Source organism: Ligilactobacillus sp. WC1T17 (genome assembly GCA_900110005.1).
GTDB lineage: Bacteria > Bacillota > Bacilli > Lactobacillales > Lactobacillaceae > Ligilactobacillus > Ligilactobacillus ruminis_A.
In genome coordinates this window covers 17,726-34,463 of the sequence record FOCC01000010.1, presented here as the reverse complement: position 1 = coordinate 34,463, position 16,738 = coordinate 17,726, and the positions used below count along the sequence as shown (strand labels likewise).

18 protein-coding genes, 1 tRNA gene and 1 pseudogene are annotated in these 16,738 nt (G+C 39.4%); 18 read left to right on the top strand and 2 right to left on the bottom strand.

Annotation, left to right across the window (positions count from 1 at the left end):
• The first annotated feature begins 153 nt into the window (after positions 1–153).
• From glmU to BMX26_RS07160, 4 genes are all read left to right on the top strand, one after another.
• Positions 154–1,560 (top strand): bifunctional UDP-N-acetylglucosamine diphosphorylase/glucosamine-1-phosphate N-acetyltransferase GlmU, encoded by a 1,407-nt coding sequence (gene glmU / locus BMX26_RS07175; protein ID WP_075530762.1) that lies wholly within the window; start codon positions 154–156, stop codon positions 1,558–1,560.
• 68 nt (positions 1,561–1,628) lie between these two features.
• A complete protein-coding gene (locus BMX26_RS07170) occupies positions 1,629–2,609 on the top strand; it encodes a ribose-phosphate diphosphokinase (RefSeq protein WP_075530761.1) in 981 nt (326 codons plus the stop codon).
• Positions 2,610–2,718: 109 nt separating this feature from the next.
• Positions 2,719–2,901 (top strand): hypothetical protein, encoded by a 183-nt coding sequence (locus BMX26_RS07165; protein WP_075530788.1) that lies wholly within the window; start codon positions 2,719–2,721, stop codon positions 2,899–2,901.
• A 75-nt stretch (positions 2,902–2,976) separates the two neighbouring features.
• Positions 2,977–3,474, top strand: a complete 498-nt coding sequence (locus tag BMX26_RS07160) for a GNAT family N-acetyltransferase (RefSeq protein WP_075530760.1) — start codon at positions 2,977–2,979, stop codon at positions 3,472–3,474.
• A gap of 31 nt (positions 3,475–3,505) precedes the next feature.
• Here the strand turns inward: BMX26_RS07160 and BMX26_RS07155 are convergent, their stop codons facing one another.
• Positions 3,506–3,727: a hypothetical protein gene (locus tag BMX26_RS07155; RefSeq protein WP_075530759.1), complete on the bottom strand. Its 222-nt coding sequence runs from the start codon at positions 3,725–3,727 to the stop codon at positions 3,506–3,508.
• 155 nt (positions 3,728–3,882) lie between these two features.
• Here BMX26_RS07155 and BMX26_RS07150 point away from each other — a divergent pair, with 155 nt between their 5' ends.
• The 11 genes and pseudogenes from BMX26_RS07150 to BMX26_RS07100 all read left to right on the top strand — a co-directional run bounded on the left by BMX26_RS07150 (position 3,883) and on the right by BMX26_RS07100 (position 12,787).
• Positions 3,883–4,527 carry a hypothetical protein gene (locus BMX26_RS07150; protein WP_075530787.1) on the top strand — a complete coding sequence of 215 codons (645 nt, stop codon included), beginning with the start codon at positions 3,883–3,885 and terminating at the stop codon, positions 4,525–4,527.
• A gap of 61 nt (positions 4,528–4,588) precedes the next feature.
• Positions 4,589–6,211 carry an ABC-F family ATP-binding cassette domain-containing protein gene (locus tag BMX26_RS07145; protein ID WP_075530758.1) on the top strand — a complete coding sequence of 541 codons (1,623 nt, stop codon included), beginning with the start codon at positions 4,589–4,591 and terminating at the stop codon, positions 6,209–6,211.
• 126 nt (positions 6,212–6,337) lie between these two features.
• Positions 6,338–6,802: a MarR family winged helix-turn-helix transcriptional regulator gene (locus BMX26_RS07140; protein ID WP_075530757.1), complete on the top strand. Its 465-nt coding sequence runs from the start codon at positions 6,338–6,340 to the stop codon at positions 6,800–6,802.
• On the top strand, positions 6,799–7,659 hold the full coding sequence (locus tag BMX26_RS07135; protein WP_075530756.1) for an SDR family oxidoreductase: 861 nt from the start codon (positions 6,799–6,801) through the stop codon (positions 7,657–7,659). The genes BMX26_RS07140 and BMX26_RS07135 overlap by 4 nt, the downstream gene beginning before the upstream one ends.
• The gene (locus BMX26_RS07130) at positions 7,649–8,527 is read left to right on the top strand and encodes a glycine betaine ABC transporter substrate-binding protein (protein WP_075530755.1); all 879 of its coding nucleotides are present in this window, start codon (positions 7,649–7,651) and stop codon (positions 8,525–8,527) included. Before BMX26_RS07135 ends, BMX26_RS07130 begins: the two co-directional genes overlap by 11 nt.
• Before the next feature lie 49 nt (positions 8,528–8,576).
• Positions 8,577–9,215 (top strand): ABC transporter permease, encoded by a 639-nt coding sequence (locus BMX26_RS07125; protein ID WP_075530754.1) that lies wholly within the window; start codon positions 8,577–8,579, stop codon positions 9,213–9,215.
• Positions 9,205–9,981, top strand: a complete 777-nt coding sequence (locus BMX26_RS07120) for an ABC transporter ATP-binding protein (RefSeq protein WP_075530753.1) — start codon at positions 9,205–9,207, stop codon at positions 9,979–9,981. The genes BMX26_RS07125 and BMX26_RS07120 overlap by 11 nt, the downstream gene beginning before the upstream one ends.
• Positions 9,974–10,603 (top strand): ABC transporter permease, encoded by a 630-nt coding sequence (locus BMX26_RS07115; RefSeq protein WP_075530752.1) that lies wholly within the window; start codon positions 9,974–9,976, stop codon positions 10,601–10,603. Before BMX26_RS07120 ends, BMX26_RS07115 begins: the two co-directional genes overlap by 8 nt.
• A pseudogene (locus BMX26_RS07110) lies at positions 10,600–11,565 on the top strand (alcohol dehydrogenase catalytic domain-containing protein). Before BMX26_RS07115 ends, BMX26_RS07110 begins: the two are co-directional and overlap by 4 nt.
• Before the next feature lie 49 nt (positions 11,566–11,614).
• Positions 11,615–11,687: transfer RNA gene (locus BMX26_RS07105), tRNA-Thr, on the top strand.
• 224 nt (positions 11,688–11,911) lie between these two features.
• Entirely contained in the window at positions 11,912–12,787 is an 876-nt protein-coding gene (locus BMX26_RS07100) for a hypothetical protein (protein ID WP_075530751.1), read from the top strand.
• A 29-nt stretch (positions 12,788–12,816) separates the two neighbouring features.
• On the opposite strand, the gene BMX26_RS07095 is transcribed toward BMX26_RS07100, so the two are convergent.
• Positions 12,817–13,782 (bottom strand): biotin--[acetyl-CoA-carboxylase] ligase, encoded by a 966-nt coding sequence (locus BMX26_RS07095; protein WP_075530750.1) that lies wholly within the window; start codon positions 13,780–13,782, stop codon positions 12,817–12,819.
• Positions 13,783–13,922: 140 nt separating this feature from the next.
• Between BMX26_RS07095 and BMX26_RS07090 the strand changes: the two genes are divergently transcribed.
• Genes BMX26_RS07090 through BMX26_RS07080 form a run of 3 tightly spaced genes read left to right on the top strand, consistent with a single transcriptional unit; the run spans position 13,923 to position 16,720 of the window.
• On the top strand, positions 13,923–15,029 hold the full coding sequence (locus BMX26_RS07090; RefSeq protein ID WP_075530749.1) for a YibE/F family protein: 1,107 nt from the start codon (positions 13,923–13,925) through the stop codon (positions 15,027–15,029).
• Positions 15,016–15,819 carry a YibE/F family protein gene (locus BMX26_RS07085; protein ID WP_075530748.1) on the top strand — a complete coding sequence of 268 codons (804 nt, stop codon included), beginning with the start codon at positions 15,016–15,018 and terminating at the stop codon, positions 15,817–15,819. Before BMX26_RS07090 ends, BMX26_RS07085 begins: the two co-directional genes overlap by 14 nt.
• Positions 15,803–16,720: a hypothetical protein gene (locus BMX26_RS07080; protein WP_075530747.1), complete on the top strand. Its 918-nt coding sequence runs from the start codon at positions 15,803–15,805 to the stop codon at positions 16,718–16,720. The genes BMX26_RS07085 and BMX26_RS07080 overlap by 17 nt, the downstream gene beginning before the upstream one ends.
• Positions 16,721–16,738 lie beyond the last annotated feature (18 nt).

The following is a 16,738-nucleotide window of genomic DNA, read 5'->3' as shown; positions in this document are numbered from 1 at the left end:
CTAGCAGGCTATCATTTAAAAATGAGAGGTTTGCTAGTTTTTTGTATCCAGGCTATTTCATTTCAGCCTTTTTACTTAAAAGAATTAATGCCACGTGACCTAAAAAGCGTTATAATCAAATAGTACATATATAAAAGAGATGAGGATAAATAAATGACAGCAAGATATGCGATTATTTTAGCCGCTGGCAAGGGAACCCGAATGAAGTCCAAATTATACAAGGTTTTGCATCCTGTGTGCGGCAAATCTATGGTAGATCATGTTTTGACCCAGATTGAAAAAAATGACATGGATGAAGTTGTCACCATTGTCGGTCATGGTGCTGAAAAGGTGGAAGAAACACTAGGCGACCGGACCAAGTATGCTTTGCAGGCTGAACAATTAGGGACTGGACATGCTGTCTTACAGGCTAAGGATATTTTAGGGGATAAAGAAGGCATGACCATCATTGCTTGTGGTGATACACCCTTATTTACCGCTAAAACTTTTGCTGAATTGTTCCAGTATCATGAATCTAAGGGAGCTGTGGCAACCGTTTTGACAGCTCACACAGACAATCCTTTCGGTTATGGTCGGATTATCCGCAATGATATCGGTATTGTTGAAAAGATTGTTGAACAAAAAGATGCCACTAAAGAAGAGGCTGAAGTAACTGAGATAAATACTGGGGTTTATTGCTTTGATAATCAAGAACTTTTCAAGGCTTTGGCACAAGTTAAAAATGATAATGCCCAAGGTGAATACTACCTGCCTGATGTGATGGAAATTTTCCAAAAAGAAGGTAAAGTTGTTGCAGCTTATCAAATGAAGAACTTTGAAGAATCCATGGGGGTTAATGATCGCTTAGCTTTGTCCAAGGCTACTAAGGTGATGCAACGCCGCATTAATGAAAAGCACATGCAAAACGGGGTAACCTTAATTGACCCTGACAATACTTACATCGACATTGACGTTGAAATTGGTTCCGATACAGTTATCGAACCAGGTGTCTACCTTAAAGGCAAGACTGTCATCGGTTCTGATTGCATTATTGGTGCTCATTCACAAATCAAAGACAGCATTATTGAAGACGGCGTTACGGTAACCAGCTCCTTGATTGAGGAAGCTCATATGCGTCAAAACAGCGATATTGGTCCATACAGCCACCTGCGTCCACTAGCTGACATTGGCCAAGGCGCACATATCGGCAACTTTGTTGAAGTTAAGAAAGCTACAATTGGCAAGAATACGAAGGTGGGCCATTTGACTTATGTCGGGGATGCAACGTTAGGCAAGGAAATTAATATTGGTTGTGGCACAACTTTCATCAATTATGATGGTATTAATAAACACCATACGAATGTCGGCGATTACTCCTTTATCGGCAGCGGTTCAAATATTATTGCACCAGTTGAGATTGAAGACCACGCTTATGTTGCTGCAGGCTCGACAATTACAGATGATGTCAAAGCACATGATATGGCTATTGCCAGAGGCCGTCAGGTAAATAAAAAAGGCTACTATGACCGCTATCCGGTTGCTCAAGCAGCTGCAAAAACAGAAGCCAAAGAAGAAAAATAAGAATTAGGCTTGATTTTAGACGGAATAATGCATAAGATTAATTATAGATAACTATTTTGGAGGATAATATGTCTGAACAATATTCTGGGTCAAAGCTTAAAATTTTTGCTTTGAATTCAAACAAACCATTGGCTGAAAAAATTGCTAAAGCTGTCGGGGTTCCTTTGGGTAAAACTTCGGTTGACCGTTTTAGCGACGGTGAAATTCGGATTAACATCGAAGAATCAATTCGTGGGGATGAAATTTTTATTGTACAATCAACTTCAGCTCCTGTTAATGACAATTTGATGGAACTTTTGATTATGATTGATGCTTTACGCCGGGCCAGTGCTGCCACAATTAATGTGGTTATTCCTTACTACGGTTATGCACGTCAAGACCGTAAAGCCCGTTCACGTGAACCAATTACTGCCAAATTGGTCGCTGACATGGTTGAAAAAGCCGGTGCTGATCGCGCTATTATGCTTGACCTTCATGCTGCCCAAATTCAAGGCTTCTTTGATATTCCGGTTGACCACTTAATGGGGGCTCCGCTTTTGGCAGACTACTTCTTGACTAATGGTCTTGATAAAGATGCCGTTGTTGTTTCACCCGACCACGGTGGTGTAACCCGTGCCCGCAAGTTGGCTGAATTCTTGAAGTCACCAATTGCTATCATTGATAAGCGTCGTCCACGCGCTAACGTGGCTGAAATCATGAACATTATTGGTTCAGTTGACGGTAAGCGTTGCATTTTAATTGATGATATGATTGATACGGCCGGTACTATTACTTTGGCAGCTCAAGCATTGATGGATGCTGGTGCTACTGAAGTTTATGCTTGCGCAACCCACCCAGTATTGTCAGGCCCAGCTATTGAACGGATTGAAAAATCACCAATCAAAGAATTAGTGGTAACTGATTCCATTCAACTTCCAGAAGAAAAACAAATCGATAAACTTGTCCAAGTTTCAGTTGGTCCGCTTATCGGGGATGCTATCAAACGGATTCACGAAAATAAACCGGTTAGTCCTTTGTTCAATAACCGTTTCCACCAAGATCAACATTAAGGACTTAAGAGCTAGAAATTTTCTAGCTTTTTTTTTGGCTTAAAGACTTGCAATAATTAATGCAAGGGCTTACAATAAAGGCGTAAAAAGGAAAGTGCAGGTGACAATCATGAAGACACAAGCTTGGATTATTATTTTAATGCTGATTTTTGCTGTGAGCCAATTTTTAGTCGGCCTCGGTTTTATGAATCAGTATGTGGCTATTGTAGTTGAATTATTAAGTTTGGGTATTTTTGGAGTTGGCCTGGAACTTTTAATTCATTTGAAATCCAAAGATTTATTTAACCACTAAAAGTCTCATCTAAAAAAAGCGGCAAGGCCGCTTTTTTTGTGTATAATAAGATAAAAAACGAGGAGCTGAGGAAAAATGCTTAGATTAGTTGCATTAGACGATGCTGCTTTTTTATTTCAGTTGGTTAATCACTCGCGGCAAGCGCTAGGACAATTTTTGCCTTGGGTTAAAAATATGCGCACAGCAGAAGATGAAGTAGCCTTTATAAAGTTTGCTTTAGAGATGGGTGAAGCCGGCCTGCAAAAGACTTTTGTGATTGAAGAACAGGAACAAATTGTTGGTATGATGGATTTGCACGCTATTTCACAGGCTGATTGTCATGCCAGAATTGGTTACTGGCTGGATGAACGCTTTATAGGGCAGGGAATTGTCACGAAAAATTTGCAGGAATTAGAGCAAGCAGCAGCGCAAATGGGCTTGCACCGTCTAGAAATTTTGACCCGCCCGCTCAATTTGAAAAGCCAAGCAGTGGCTAAAAGAAATGGTTACCACTATGAAGGTTTACTTAAGGACTATTTTTTTGAGGACGGTAAATTTGAAGATTACCAGCTGTATGCTAAAATTTTAAAATAAAAGGCCTTGTCTAGTGCGACAAGACCTTTTTTTAGAGCTTTTTCACGACTTTAAACGGCTTAGCTTCAGCTGCTTCTTGCTCTAAGGCAGCTTCTTCGTCAAAGATAAAATATGGTTTACCATCTTTTTCTTGGACAATTAAAACAGGTTTAGCTGCTTTATTGTGATAAATCTGAGCTGAAACATAGGCTTTATTGAAGTCATAATTGCTAGAGATAGAATCACCGGGGTTAAAGAAGACATTTTCACTCATAAAAATCACCCTTTCCGTTTTTTTCTGTCCTCATTTTAGCACAAATTAACTTTAATTGATTAGAATAACCCTTGGTGTCTGTGGTAAAATGTCCTTTATGACATAAGAAAGAAGGATTTTTTGTGCAAGAAGTTAAAAAAAGACCATCAACCTTAATGCTTGGTTTATGTTTTATCTTTTCATTATTTTTAAACTGCCTTGGTAATGCTTTAACGGTTTCACTTAATTTGGGCAGTGCCTTATGGACAGCTTCGGCGGTGAATATTTCTAATGCAGTCAAGCTTCCTTTGGGTTTGATTTTATTTTTTATCGGCTCTATCATCATTATTACTAATTCCTTTTTAATCAAAAAGATCGATTTGCGGCGTATTATAGGTAATTTAATTTTTATGGTGCCTTTTGCGTGGCTGGTAGGTTATTTGTCACCCTTGCTGGTTAATTTAGGGATTACCCATTTACCGCTAGGCTTAAAAATCGGGTTTGATTTTTTAGGAGTCATTTTCTTTTCGACGGCTGTGTCAATCTACCAAAGGATTAACTGGGCTTTGCATCCGGCAGATGACTTGATGCAGATTTTACGGTTTAAATTCTTTAAAGGAAATCCTATTATTGCCCAGCTAGTCTCATTTACTCCGCCTATTTTGGCTATTATAATTGCCTTTTTAGTAACAGGAAGAATTGAGGCCATCAATGTGGGTACAATTTTTGCCTTGGTATTTCAAGGTGCTTTAATTGGTCTGGCAGATAAGTTTGTTTTGCCTAAACTTAAGCACCTGAATGTAGAAAAAGCGATTAATTAGTTATTTGCTAAATATGGCATTCCATGATACATTAAAAAAAAAGATAAAGCGAGGAACAAGATTGATTACCGTAACCGATTTAAGTTTGAACTTTTCAGGACGTCTTTTATATGATGATGTGAATTTAAAATTCACCGAAGGTAACTGCTATGGCATTATCGGCGCTAACGGCGCGGGGAAATCCACCTTTTTAAAATTACTTTCCGGACAATTGGAACCAACCACGGGTACGATTTCGATTGGCGCCAATGAACGTATTTCCAGCCTTAACCAGAACCACTTTGCCTTTGAAGACTTTACAGTTATGCAAACAGTCATTCAAGGACATAAGCAGCTTTATGAAATTATGCAGCAAAAAGATGCTTTATATGCTAAAGCTGATTTTAGCGAAGAAGATGGTATTTTGGCCGGCGAATTAGAGGCTAAATTTGCTGAAATGGACGGCTGGAATGCGGAAGCCGATGCTTCTTCATTGCTTCAATCTTTAGGTATTAAAGAAGAACTGCATACTAAAAAGATGAGTGAATTAGATGAAGCCTTAAAGGTTAAAGTTCTTTTGGCTCAAGCTTTATTTGGCAATCCTGATATTTTGCTTTTAGATGAACCGACTAACGGGCTTGATGTGTTAACCATTAACTGGTTGGAAAACTTCTTGGCTGATTATGATAAAATTGTGATTGTGGTTTCCCACGACCGCCATTTCTTAAACCAGGTTTGCACGCAAATGTGTGATGTCGATTTTGGCAAAATTCAAATGTACGTGGGTAATTACGACTTTTGGCTGCAATCCAGCCGCTTAGCTGCAGAAATGCGCGCCAATGTTAATGCTAAAAAAGAAGAGAAAATCAAGGAATTAAATGAATTTATTGCTCGTTTTTCAGCAAATGCTTCTAAATCAAAGCAGGCAACTTCGCGTAAAAAGCAATTGGAAAAAATTACCTTGGACGATATTAAACCATCCTCACGGAAATATCCTTTTATCAAATTTGAAATGACCCGTGACCTTGGAAATGATTTATTATTTGTAGAAAATATTTCGAAAACCATCGATGGGGTTAAAATTTTAGATAATGTCAGCTTTACCATCCGGCCAGGTGAAAAAGCCGCTATTTTATCGCGCAGTGATTTAGCGCAAACGACTTTGATGCAGATTTTAGCTGGTACAATGATGCCTGATACAGGAAGCGTCAAGTATGGGCAAACCGTTATTACAAGCTACATTCCCCGTGACCTGGATGCCAATTTCAATAATGAAGAATTGTCAATTTTAGATTGGCTGCGTCAATATGCTACAAAGGAGCAAAACGATAATACCTTCTTGCGGGGCTTTTTGGGCAAGATGCTCTTTTCTGGTGATGATATCAAAAAGCAAATTAAGGTCTTATCTGGGGGCGAAAAGGTTCGCTGCATGCTATCTAAGATGATGCTTGAAAAAGGCAACTGCCTCTTATTAGATGATCCAACCAATCACTTGGATCTTGAATCCATCACTTCTTTGAATGATGCTTTAGTAGCTTTTCCTGGTTCAGTCATCTTCACTTCACATGACCACGAATTTATTTCGACAATTGCCGATCATTTGGTTGAAGTTTCTGCTAAGGGTTCAGTTGACCGGGCTGAAACCAGTTATGATGAATTTTTGAATCATGAGGTTGTCAAAAGCCAAGTCCAAGATTTATATTAAGTTAAAAAAGTTATGCTGCGGCATAACTTTTTTGTTTTATATCAAACTTTTTCTTGACGGATTTAGTTTTATATCGTATTATTCTCTTGTAAGAAAGTTTTATATAAAAATAATTTGGAGGTGGCTATGATGAATACATATGAAATAGGCGGTTATTTGGTCTCTAAGATTCAGCATTATAATGGGCGGCTGTTCAACCGTTATCTGACAGAAGATGGCAGAGCTGTTTATAATGCTGAGCAAGGCAAGATTTTGTCGGCTTTGTGGGAACAAAATCCTCAAACAGTCAGTATGCTGGCGCCAAAAACAGGACTGGCTAAAAGCAGTTTAACTTTGATGCTTAAAAAACTGGAACAGCAAGGCTTAATCACACTTGAGCAAGATGAATCTGATAAGCGCAAGCGAATTGTGGTTTTGACGACTTTAGGAAAAAACCAACAGCTGATTGGTGATGAAGTCAGTGAAAAATTAGGCCGGATATTCTATCAAGGCTTTTCTGAAACTGAAATTGCAGCCTTTGAAGCCTACCTTAAACGAATTGAAACCAATCTTGTAGCAGCCAGCCGAAAAGAGGAGGAAAAGCCAAAATGAAATATTTAGTGACAGGCGCGACAGGACATTTAGGAGCGCAAATTGTAGCAGCTTTAAGCCAATATATCGCTAAAACTGATATTTTAGCGGGGGTACACACCTTATCTAAGGCTCAAAAATTAAAAGAAGACGGTTATCCTTTGGTTTCAATCGAATTCAATAGCGAAGACAGCTTGCTGAAAGCTTTTCAGCAGGCAGATATTTTAATCTATGTGCCAAGCAAAAGCCACACATCTTTTAGCCGGGTGCAAGAATTAGAAAGGGTTGTTACTGCAGCCCAAAAGGCCAAAATCAAGCATTTTTTAGCCATGGGCTTTATTGCTGATCAGGTAAATAATCCTTTTGATTTGAGTGCTTTTTATGGTTATTTGCCACGGCGTTTAGCTGAAAGCAGTCTGCCTTATACCATTATCCGCAACGCTTTATATGCTGATCCTTTGGTGCCGTATTTGCCGGAATTGATTGAAAGACAAAATGTAATTTATCCTGTGAATCAGGAAGCTTTGACCTTCATTTCACTAGCCGATAGTGCACAGGCTTTTGCAAAAGTAGCGGTAACAGAAAGCTTGCGGCTTGATGGCAAGATTTATACCTTAACCCAGGATAGGAATTATACGATGCCGCAATTAGCTGAAATTTTAAGCCAAGTATCGGGGCATAAAATCGGTTATCAGCCTGTGAGTCTGACTGAATTTGGTGCTTTATATGATGAAAATGGTGAAGGACACATGCTGTCATCGATGTATGCCGGTGGAGCCTTAGGTTTATTGGATGAAGTTAGTGATGATTTTGAAAAAATTATGGGGCACAAAGAACCATCACTTTTAACATTTATGGAGGAAAATTATGCAAAATAAAAAAGTTATGCTACTGCTTTTAGGGGCGATGTTGACACTTCCAGCTGCTCAAACAGCGAGTGCAGCCGAAAGTGTCGTTGTGGGTTCAAAGAATTTTACGGAAAGCCAAGTGGTGAGTGAAATTTATGCGTTAGCTTTGGAAAAACAAGGTTTTAAGGTTACCCGCAAGCAAAACATCTCTAGCTCGGTTATTCCAACAGCGATTGAAAAAGGACAAATTGATTTGTATCCAGAATATACAGGGACGACTTTGCTGACAATTTTGAAAAAGAAGATGCAAACCGATCCTGACAAGGTTTATAAAACTGTCAAAAAGGGTTTGGCCAAGAAAAATTTAACGGCTTTGCCATATGCACCCGGAAATGACAGTCAAGGAATTGCCATTAAGACCAGTGTAGCTAAGAAATACCATATTAAGACAATCAGTGATCTGCAAAAGAAGGCTTCCAAGATTCGCTTTGCTTCGCAAGGTGAATTTGATAAGCGTTCAGATGGATTAAAAGGCTTGGCTAAGACATATGGCAAGTTTAATTTCAAGTCAGCAACAGTCTACGATAATTCGCTCAAATATCAAATTTTAAGCCAAAATAAGGCCGATGCCACACCAGCTTATACCACAGAAGGACAGCTGGCTAATACCAAAAAATATACAGTCTTAAAGGATAATAAGCATTTTTGGCCGCCATACAACCTAATGCCAATCGTGCGGGCCAGTGTTTACAAGAAGAATCCTAAATTGGCTAAAACCTTAAATAAGGTTGATAAAAAATTAAATACCAAAACGTTAATCCAGTTAAATAAAAAAGTTGACCTGGATAAGCAAAGCTATAAGAAAGTAGCTAAGGCTTGGTATAATAAGAATTTTTAAGCTATAATGAGGGGGGAATTTCCCCCTTTTTTCAGATGGAGGTGATTTGATGCTTTTAAAACAGATTCTAGTCTATTTTCAAACAAATTCAGGTGAATATTTTACGGCTGTTTTACAACATTTAGCCTTGTCATTTGGAACATTATTGCTGGCTTTTATAATTGCTTTTCCGCTTGGTGTTATAGGTTCGCGGTCTAAAATGGTTGCCGGCCTTTGCAGCAGCTTTGCTCAAGTTTTGCGGATTGTGCCGAGTTTGGCTTTATTGTTCATTTTAATTCCACTGATTGGCGTAGGTGTGTTGCCGGCTTTGGTTGCTTTAGTTGTTTTAGCTTTGCCGCCTTTAGTTATTAATACGATTTTAGGCTTTAATGAAGTTGATAGAAATTTGCAGGAAGTTGGCTTAGGCCTTGGCATGAGTCCTAGACAGCTCTTTTTTAAGGTTCAGTTGCCACTGGCTTTGCCCTATATTTTAAATGGGGTTAAGTTAGCCCTAGTCGAAGTGATTGCTTCAGCGACCTTAGCTACTTATATTGGAGCCGGCGGGTTGGGTACGCTGATTTTTACTGGTTTAGGCTTGTATCGGATGGATTTGCTGCTGATTGGCGGCATATCGGTGGCACTTTTGTCGCTGATGTTTATGTTCATCTTTGATTTAGTAATAGGAAAGGTGAAAAGAGATGTCAAATAAACAGGTAGGAATTGAGTTTAAGCAGGTGCAAAAAAGCTATGAGGATAAAGTTATTTTGCCCAACCTTTCATTTCAGATAAACCGTGGCGATTTTGTCACCATCTTAGGCACATCCGGTTCAGGCAAAACGACGACCTTAAAGCTGATTAACCGCTTAATTGAACCGAGCAAAGGCCAAATTTTACTGAATGGACAAGATACAAAAGCACAGGATTTAACCAAGTTAAGACGGCAGATTGGTTATGTAGTCCAGTCAATTGGACTTTTTCCGCATATGACAGTAGCACAAAATATTGCGATTGTGCCTGAACTTTTAGGCTGGCAGCCTGATAAAATTGCTGCACGGGTGGATGAACTATTGACTTTAGTTCAGCTCGATCCCAGTGATTACAAAAAGCGCTATCCGCGCCAGCTTTCTGGCGGTCAAGCCCAAAGAATCGGGGTGGTTCGGGCCTTGGCGGCTAATCCGGATTTTGTTTTATTTGATGAACCTTTTGGAGCGATCGATGCTTTAACCCGGTTAGAATTACAAAAGCAATTGAAGCAAATTCACCAGCAAATGCCAGACAAGACCTTCGTCTTTGTCACGCACGATATTGCTGAGGCTTTCTTCTTAGCAAATAAAGTTATGATTATGAATGAAGGCCGAATTGAAGCTTATGCGAGTCCTAAAGAACTTTTAACCAAAGAGCAAGCGCCTTTTGTCAAGCAGCTGTTAGAAACGGTGACCTTGGAACAAGAGATGTGGAGGGATTTGCATGCTTAAATATTTAAATGAAAATAGCGCCGATTTAACAACTTATTGTTTGCAGCAGTTGCAGCTGGTTTTAACGGCGCTGGGATTAGCGTTAATCTTAGCTGTCGTCATTATTATGCTTTTTATGTCTTTTAAAAAGCTGATGCGGGGCTTAGTATACTTTTTTTCGGCTTTGTATGCGGTACCGAGCTATGCTTTTTTTGCAATTTTGATTCCTTTGACAGGTTTAGGGGTGAAGACGGCCGTTATTGTGCTGACGCTATATAGTGAGTATATTCTTTTGCGGACCTTTTTAACCGGCCTTGCCGAAATTGATCCCGGTTTGCTTGAAGCCGCAGCGGCACTGGGGATGACCAAAAAGCAGATTTTTTTCAAAGTGCAGTTGCCTTTAGTTATTCCCAGCATTTTTTCGGGACTTAAAGTGGCTTTAGCTTCAGTGATGGGATCGGCCACGATTGCAGCTACGATTTCAGCCGGCGGGTTAGGCCAGGTTTTATTTTTAGGTTTGCAAACGCAAGATTTGACGACGATTTTAGTTGGAACCCTGCTGACAATGGTTTTAACCTTAATGATTATGGCTGTGATGCAGGGATTAGAATATTTATTATCCAAGAAAGCGGGGATTAGGTGAAAGCAATTGTTTTACGCCATCCAGGCAGAAGTGAAGCTTTGCAATTAGAAGAAGTTCCTAAGCCGCAAGTAAAGCTGGGCTGGGCCTTAGTTAAGGTTCAGGCTTTTAGCATTAACCATTCGGAAATTTTTACCAGAAAAGGTTTGTCACCCACAGTTAAATTGCCGCGAATTTTAGGCATTGAATGCGTTGGGACTGTGGCGGAAACGTCTGACCCGCATAATTTAAGCTAGGGATGACAGTTGTTTCTTTGATGGGTTAGATGGGTAGGGCTTTTGACGGCAGTTACGTCGAATACGTGCTTTTGCCTAATAATCAGCTTTATCCCGCCCGTTTTAATTTGTCTTATGAACAATTGGCTTTTTTACCGGAAACTTATTACACCGCTTTTATTTCCATGAAAAATCTGCAGCTTAAGCCCCACCAGGAAATCCTAGTCCGAGGGGCAACCAGCGGTGTAGGCGTAGCGTTTGTGAATTTGGTTAAACACAGCTTTGATCATGTGAAAATTTGGGGGGACAACTAGGTCTAAAGCCAAAGAAAATCAGCTTCTTAAGGCCGGCTTTGATGGTGTAATTTTAGATCAAGCTAATGTTTTAAAAAGCAAACTAAGTTTTGATCGTGTTTTGGAATTAATTGGGCCGAAAAGCATGAAAGACACCTTTAAGCATGTTAAGCAGGGAGGAATTGTTTGCAGTACCGGCTAACTTGGTGATCAGTGGTACTTAGAAGATTTTGATCCGATTATGGATATCCCTAACCAGCGCTACTTCACCGGCGGATATTCTGGTGATGTCACGGAAGCAAGCTTCAATGACTTGGTGCAGTTTGTCGTTGATCACCACCTCGTGTTAAAGCCTGAAAAAATTTTTTCCTGGGAAGAAGTTCCTTTGGCTCACCAATATTTGGAAAGTTCCCATAGTTTTGGAAAAATAATTATTTTATTAGCTAAAAAGGCTTGACGATATTTTTAAATATGGTAGAATAAAGAAGTTGGTTATAAACCACGATGCTTGTTTAGCTCAGCTGGTAGAGCAACGCACTAGTAATGCGTAGGTCGAAGGTTCAAGTCCTTTAACAAGCACTACCCAAGCAGGTAACATGATTGTTACCTGCTTTTTTTACATTACAATCTTGTTTGATTTTTTAACATAACTAAGTCATATTTTGTTCATTGAAATAAGCTATTATTAATCACTGAACATACATGCTAATGAAAGCGCTACGGTTAAAGGCAATTTAGGGCTTGCTTTTAACCATAAAAAGAAAGCGCTTGTTGTTAGGTAAGGTATTTTTGGGGGGATAAAAGTGGAAAAAAAACGCAAAAGGTTGCTATTTTACAGTCTTTTGGAAATCGCTATTATTTTGGCGTTGATGGGCAGTTTAGTGGCCCTTTCTTTAGATACGACGGTTTTAAACCAGCAGTATCTGGTAAAAAAAAGTCAAACCGGTACTTTTGTGATAGAGTATCGCAATATTTATAATGATGTACTGAATTATTGTGCTCAATCGAATGGTTTTTCCAGCCAGCAAATTCGACATTTAACGCTGACTGAAAGCCAAACGAAGCTTTTACTCAAGCAGACAACGCAAAATTTTTGTGCAGGCCGTAAGCAATTAGCTAATGCTGATACTTTTACTGCAATGGTCGAACATAACCTTGAGTCCGCTTTGAAAAAGGGTTCTTTAAAGGCTACACCGCAACAATTGTATAATTTTCATCATATTTTTGCGCAAGATGCAGCTTTATATTTCGGCATCAAATTTAGGCGTTCTGGGATGATGCGGGTGCAGCAGCGTTATCTGATTGGTAGGGTTGTCTGCCGGATATTAATGGTCGGAGCTTTAGTTGTGATTGGGTTGATTTTGTTGATTTTTTATTATTCCAATGAGCGGAATATCGCTAAAACATTTAAACTCTTAGAATTGGCTTTGCCGGCTGCGGGGCTGGCTGTTGTTTTGTTGGCGCTGGTAGCGACGATGACCAACTCATCTTTTGCTTACCAGAATTCAGTCTATTCTTTTAACAGCCTGTACTTCAAATATCTGGTAGAGGCGCAGAATATGCTGTGGATGTTAGGGGGTGGCTTGATTATTTTAGGCAGTTTCATCGCTTTCTTTAGATTGTCTTTATTTCAAGATTTAATGGAAGCAGCACAATATAATAGCAATGGACATTATTAAAAAAGCTCCTGCAATTGCAGGAGCTTTTTTTAAATGCCTCTGATTTTAGTTACTTCGCCAGATGAAATAATTTGCCCTGAACTAAGGACGATGCGGCCTTCATTATCAATTGTGGCCACGTGGCCGGTTGTTATTTGACCGGAGCGGTTAATGACGACATCTTTGCCGATAGTATTAGAATGCTTACGGTATTCATCCATGAAGCCGGCTTTTTTGTAGTCGGGATAAAGGTTGAAAAATTCATTGAGATATTGAGCGATGAATTGGTTGCGGCTGATACCAGTTTTTTGGACGTATTCTATTAAAGAACCTGCACGATCCTTGATGTCGTCGGGAAAAGTATGGGGATCGGTCAGGTAGTTGATGCCCGTGCCGACAATGATATTTTTGAGCAGCTGGTTTTCTAAGTCAGCCACACCTTCCGTCAAAATGCCAGTAATTTTTTTGTTGTCGACTAAGACATCATTGACCCATTTAATCTTACAATCAACATGAAGCAGCTTTTCAACAGTGCGGGTGACCGCAATTGCCGCTGCTGTTGTCAATAAGCCCGGGTTAAAATCAGGATCGGTATTGACCAGCAGGATGCTCAAATAAATACCTGATCCTTTAGGTGAAGAAAAATTCCGGCCATATCTCCCATGGCCTTTGCTTTGGGTGTCGGCGATGACAACCAGCGGTTTGGTGATTGTTTGAGCACTGGCTACTTGGCTGCAGCGGGTATTCGTAGAATCAATGGTGTCGTAGATTTCAAAATCAAGGTCCAAATCAGACGCTAGATATTTGCGGATGCCGGCTTCGCTTAGTTTGTTATTATCGTTAAAGCGGTAGCCGACGCGTGGCTTACCTTCAATTTGGTACCCAGCTTCTTTTAAAGTGTTGATAGCTTTCCAGACAGCTGTGCGGGATAAGTTGAGTTTTTGAGCAATTTCTTGACCGGAAAGATAAGTGTCAGCATCAATAAGCAATTTTAAAACTTGGGTACTCGTTTTCATAAATAAACCTTCTTTAGTTATAATTAAATTTATTATAAAATGCTTTTTACGGGACATGCAAGTTTAAGGGATGTTTGGTTTAATTTGGTGGGTAAATTCGCTATAATTAGATGGGTAGCAGAGAAAGTCAGGTGGAAATAATGAAAAAAAATATGCAAAAGCTGCTCAAGCTTTTGCTCATCTGTTTAAGCGGGATGGTCTTGGTTTGGTTTATGAACCATGATGCTTTTTTGTATCATGACCCGATAGCTAGGATTACCAAGGTTAAGCAGGGGAAAACCGTGCGGTCGGAAGATACCTATGGTAATGCGGACTATACCACTGAACAAACCGTTTGGATGGTGGTAGAAAATGGAAAATATCGTGGTCAAAAATTTAAATTGCCTAATACTTACTCAAAGTCGGGCGGGTATGATCAAAAATATAAGGTGAACGACCGGGTCTTTTTGATAATTACCGGCTCCAAAAAAATTACTGCTATCATTAGTAATGAAAAAAGAGATACGTATTTAGTTTTTTTGTGCTGGCTAGTTGTAGTACTTTTATATGCCACGATGCAGTTTGCGGGCCTGAAGAGTATTTTGAGTGTTTTGCTTAATTTTGTCATCTTTTTATTGTTTGTTGACTTGGATGTCAGGCTGAATTTGACGCACTTTTTCTGGCTGTTTGCACTGGCAGCACTAATCTTTACCGGCCTGTCACTGTTCTTAGTAATTGGGTTCAATAAACAATTTGGTGTAACATTTGCGGCGGTGACCTCCACAACAGTCTTGGCATTGGTTATTGGTGTTTTGGCTATGAAAGTCACCGGTGATCAAGGAATGCATTATGAAGCTTTAGATTACGCTACTCAAGCGCCTAAGCAACTTTTTTTAGCTGCAACGGTGATTGGACTTTTAGGGACAGTGATGGATGCAGCCACCGATATTGTTTCGACGCTTTTTGAAATGAAGGAAAATGATCATTATATCTCTAAAAGACAATTGTTTAAATCAGGGATGAACGTTGGTCAAGCTATTATGGGGCCGCTAGTGAATGTTTTAGTCCTCATCTTTTTTGCGGAAACATTTATGATGGCTTTACTTTATTTTAGAACCAATAACAGTATTGCCTATACCTTTGAATGGACGATGGCCTTAGGTGTTGTGCAAGCTGTGATTAGTGGGATTGGAATTACCTTAACGGTTCCTTTAGCCAGCTTTTTAACTGCCAATGTTTTAGGGGGTGACAGTCATGTCGACGCTTAGCTTATTAGTACTGATTTTATTTGGCCTAATGGTGTTAGTTGGCGGCAAGCGCGGATTAAGTGCTTTTTTAAGTGTCGTGTTCAATTTTTCACTGCTCTTTATGGCCCTTTTATTAATTGCCGGTAGTATTTCGCCGTTGTTGGTTGTTTTATTTACCAGTATTTGCATATTAGCAATTACAATTTTTATGGGTAATAGCGATGAAGATGCGACAACGACAGCTTTTTTTGCTACAATTATTGTGCTATTAGTAATGATGGCTTTAATGCTTCCAATGGATTACTTGGCTCAGATTAAAGGGTTTGCCAATGAGCAGTCAGAAGAAATTGAAGCCTTTAACCTCTTGGTTGGGGTGGATTTTGAACAGGTTTTGATTGCTACGACGATTTTAAGTACCTTGGGCGCGATTGCCGAAGCAGCTGTGGCAATTGCCAGCGGGTTAGAAGAGCTTAGCCAACATAATGCTGCCATAACTTTGGATGAAATTTATCGCAGCGGTAAAAATATTGGCTTTCAAATTATGGGAATGACTTTCAACACCTTGTTTTTTGGGATGTTTGGTGGCGATTTAGCCTTATTTGTGCTATTGCATAAGTTAAAAGAAAATTTCGGCTATTATTTAAATTCAAAAATTTTTGTTGCTGAATCTATGCAAGTATTATATTCAGTCATCGCAGTTGTTTTGGTGATTGCGATTACGACGTACTTAATGGGGAAAAAGATTATGAAGCAGCGTCAAAATGGGTTAAGCAAGAGTGAAACGGGGGATCAAGATGAAAAAACTATTTAAAGGACTGTTAATAGTCAGCTTAATAGCCAGTTTAGCAGCTTGCAGTAAGCAAAGCACTAGCGAGACAACTACTAAAAGTGATGGCAGTTATCAAACGGCCATTACTGACTTGGAAGCAGGCAATACTAAGCAGGCTTATCAAGATTTAACGCAGGCAGATAAACTATCTGTGAAAGAACAAAAATTCAAGCAAAATCTCAAATATTTATTGACAGCGAAGAAAAATTTAGCCGCTAATAGGGTGAGCCAAGCAGAAAAAAATTTGCAAAAATTAGATAATGTTACCAGTCCAGAAGCTTTGACCAAGCAAATTACTAAAGTGCAAAAAGAATATCAGATTGTCAGTCTGGCTAATGAATATTACAATGATGTGATTGCTTACTATAAGGCTGATAAGGCTTCAGAAGCAGCCGGCAGCTTACAGTCGCTTAATTCCTTGCCTAACAGCTACCAAGCAGTTGCTAATTTGCAGCAAAAGGCCGCACAGTACAATTATTTAATTGATCAAGCCCAAGCTACCAGCACTAGCAGTGCTAGTCAAAGTAGTGCGTCAGGTTATATCAATGCGCGCAGCTCACAAATTTTAAGTTCGCAATACAAAAAAGCAACCGGCAGCGATATTTCATCGGCTTCCAGTGCCTCGATTTCTTCATTTACTAAGAATTTGACCAATGATGAAATCTTACAAGCTTTTAGGGATGCTACCGGCATTCCACAGGAAGCGGGCGATCAGTATTATGTGCAAGACCTTGGTGATGATGAATATCAAATTGAAATTCGCCATACTAGCAACGTTAATACAACAGTTTCAAATTTGAAAGGCATGTATAAATTTAATACCTCCACGAAAAAAGCCCAAAAGCAAGATGCTATTAGTGGACAATATGAAGACATCAATTAAAAAAAGCGCAAAACAATT

What these genes read in the sequence shown, in the direction of transcription:
- BMX26_RS07130 (WP_075530755.1), top strand. Translation starts at nt 7,649, where the DNA reads ATGCAAAATAAAAAAGTTATGCTACTGCTTTTAGGGGCGATGTTGACA.
- BMX26_RS07150 (WP_075530787.1), top strand. Translation starts at nt 3,883, where the DNA reads ATGCTTGGTTTATGTTTTATCTTTTCATTATTTTTAAACTGCCTTGGT.
- BMX26_RS07090 (WP_075530749.1), top strand. Translation starts at nt 13,923, where the DNA reads ATGAAAAAAAATATGCAAAAGCTGCTCAAGCTTTTGCTCATCTGTTTA.
- BMX26_RS07120 (WP_075530753.1), top strand. Translation starts at nt 9,205, where the DNA reads ATGTCAAATAAACAGGTAGGAATTGAGTTTAAGCAGGTGCAAAAAAGC.
- BMX26_RS07115 (WP_075530752.1), top strand. Translation starts at nt 9,974, where the DNA reads ATGCTTAAATATTTAAATGAAAATAGCGCCGATTTAACAACTTATTGT.
- BMX26_RS07155 (WP_075530759.1), bottom strand. Translation starts at nt 3,727, where the DNA reads ATGAGTGAAAATGTCTTCTTTAACCCCGGTGATTCTATCTCTAGCAAT.
- BMX26_RS07165 (WP_075530788.1), top strand. Translation starts at nt 2,719, where the DNA reads ATGAAGACACAAGCTTGGATTATTATTTTAATGCTGATTTTTGCTGTG.
- BMX26_RS07140 (WP_075530757.1), top strand. Translation starts at nt 6,338, where the DNA reads ATGATGAATACATATGAAATAGGCGGTTATTTGGTCTCTAAGATTCAG.
- BMX26_RS07135 (WP_075530756.1), top strand. Translation starts at nt 6,799, where the DNA reads ATGAAATATTTAGTGACAGGCGCGACAGGACATTTAGGAGCGCAAATT.
- BMX26_RS07160 (WP_075530760.1), top strand. Translation starts at nt 2,977, where the DNA reads ATGCTTAGATTAGTTGCATTAGACGATGCTGCTTTTTTATTTCAGTTG.
- BMX26_RS07095 (WP_075530750.1), bottom strand. Translation starts at nt 13,782, where the DNA reads ATGAAAACGAGTACCCAAGTTTTAAAATTGCTTATTGATGCTGACACT.
- BMX26_RS07085 (WP_075530748.1), top strand. Translation starts at nt 15,016, where the DNA reads ATGTCGACGCTTAGCTTATTAGTACTGATTTTATTTGGCCTAATGGTG.
- BMX26_RS07125 (WP_075530754.1), top strand. Translation starts at nt 8,577, where the DNA reads ATGCTTTTAAAACAGATTCTAGTCTATTTTCAAACAAATTCAGGTGAA.
- BMX26_RS07080 (WP_075530747.1), top strand. Translation starts at nt 15,803, where the DNA reads ATGAAAAAACTATTTAAAGGACTGTTAATAGTCAGCTTAATAGCCAGT.
- glmU (WP_075530762.1), top strand. Translation starts at nt 154, where the DNA reads ATGACAGCAAGATATGCGATTATTTTAGCCGCTGGCAAGGGAACCCGA.
- BMX26_RS07170 (WP_075530761.1), top strand. Translation starts at nt 1,629, where the DNA reads ATGTCTGAACAATATTCTGGGTCAAAGCTTAAAATTTTTGCTTTGAAT.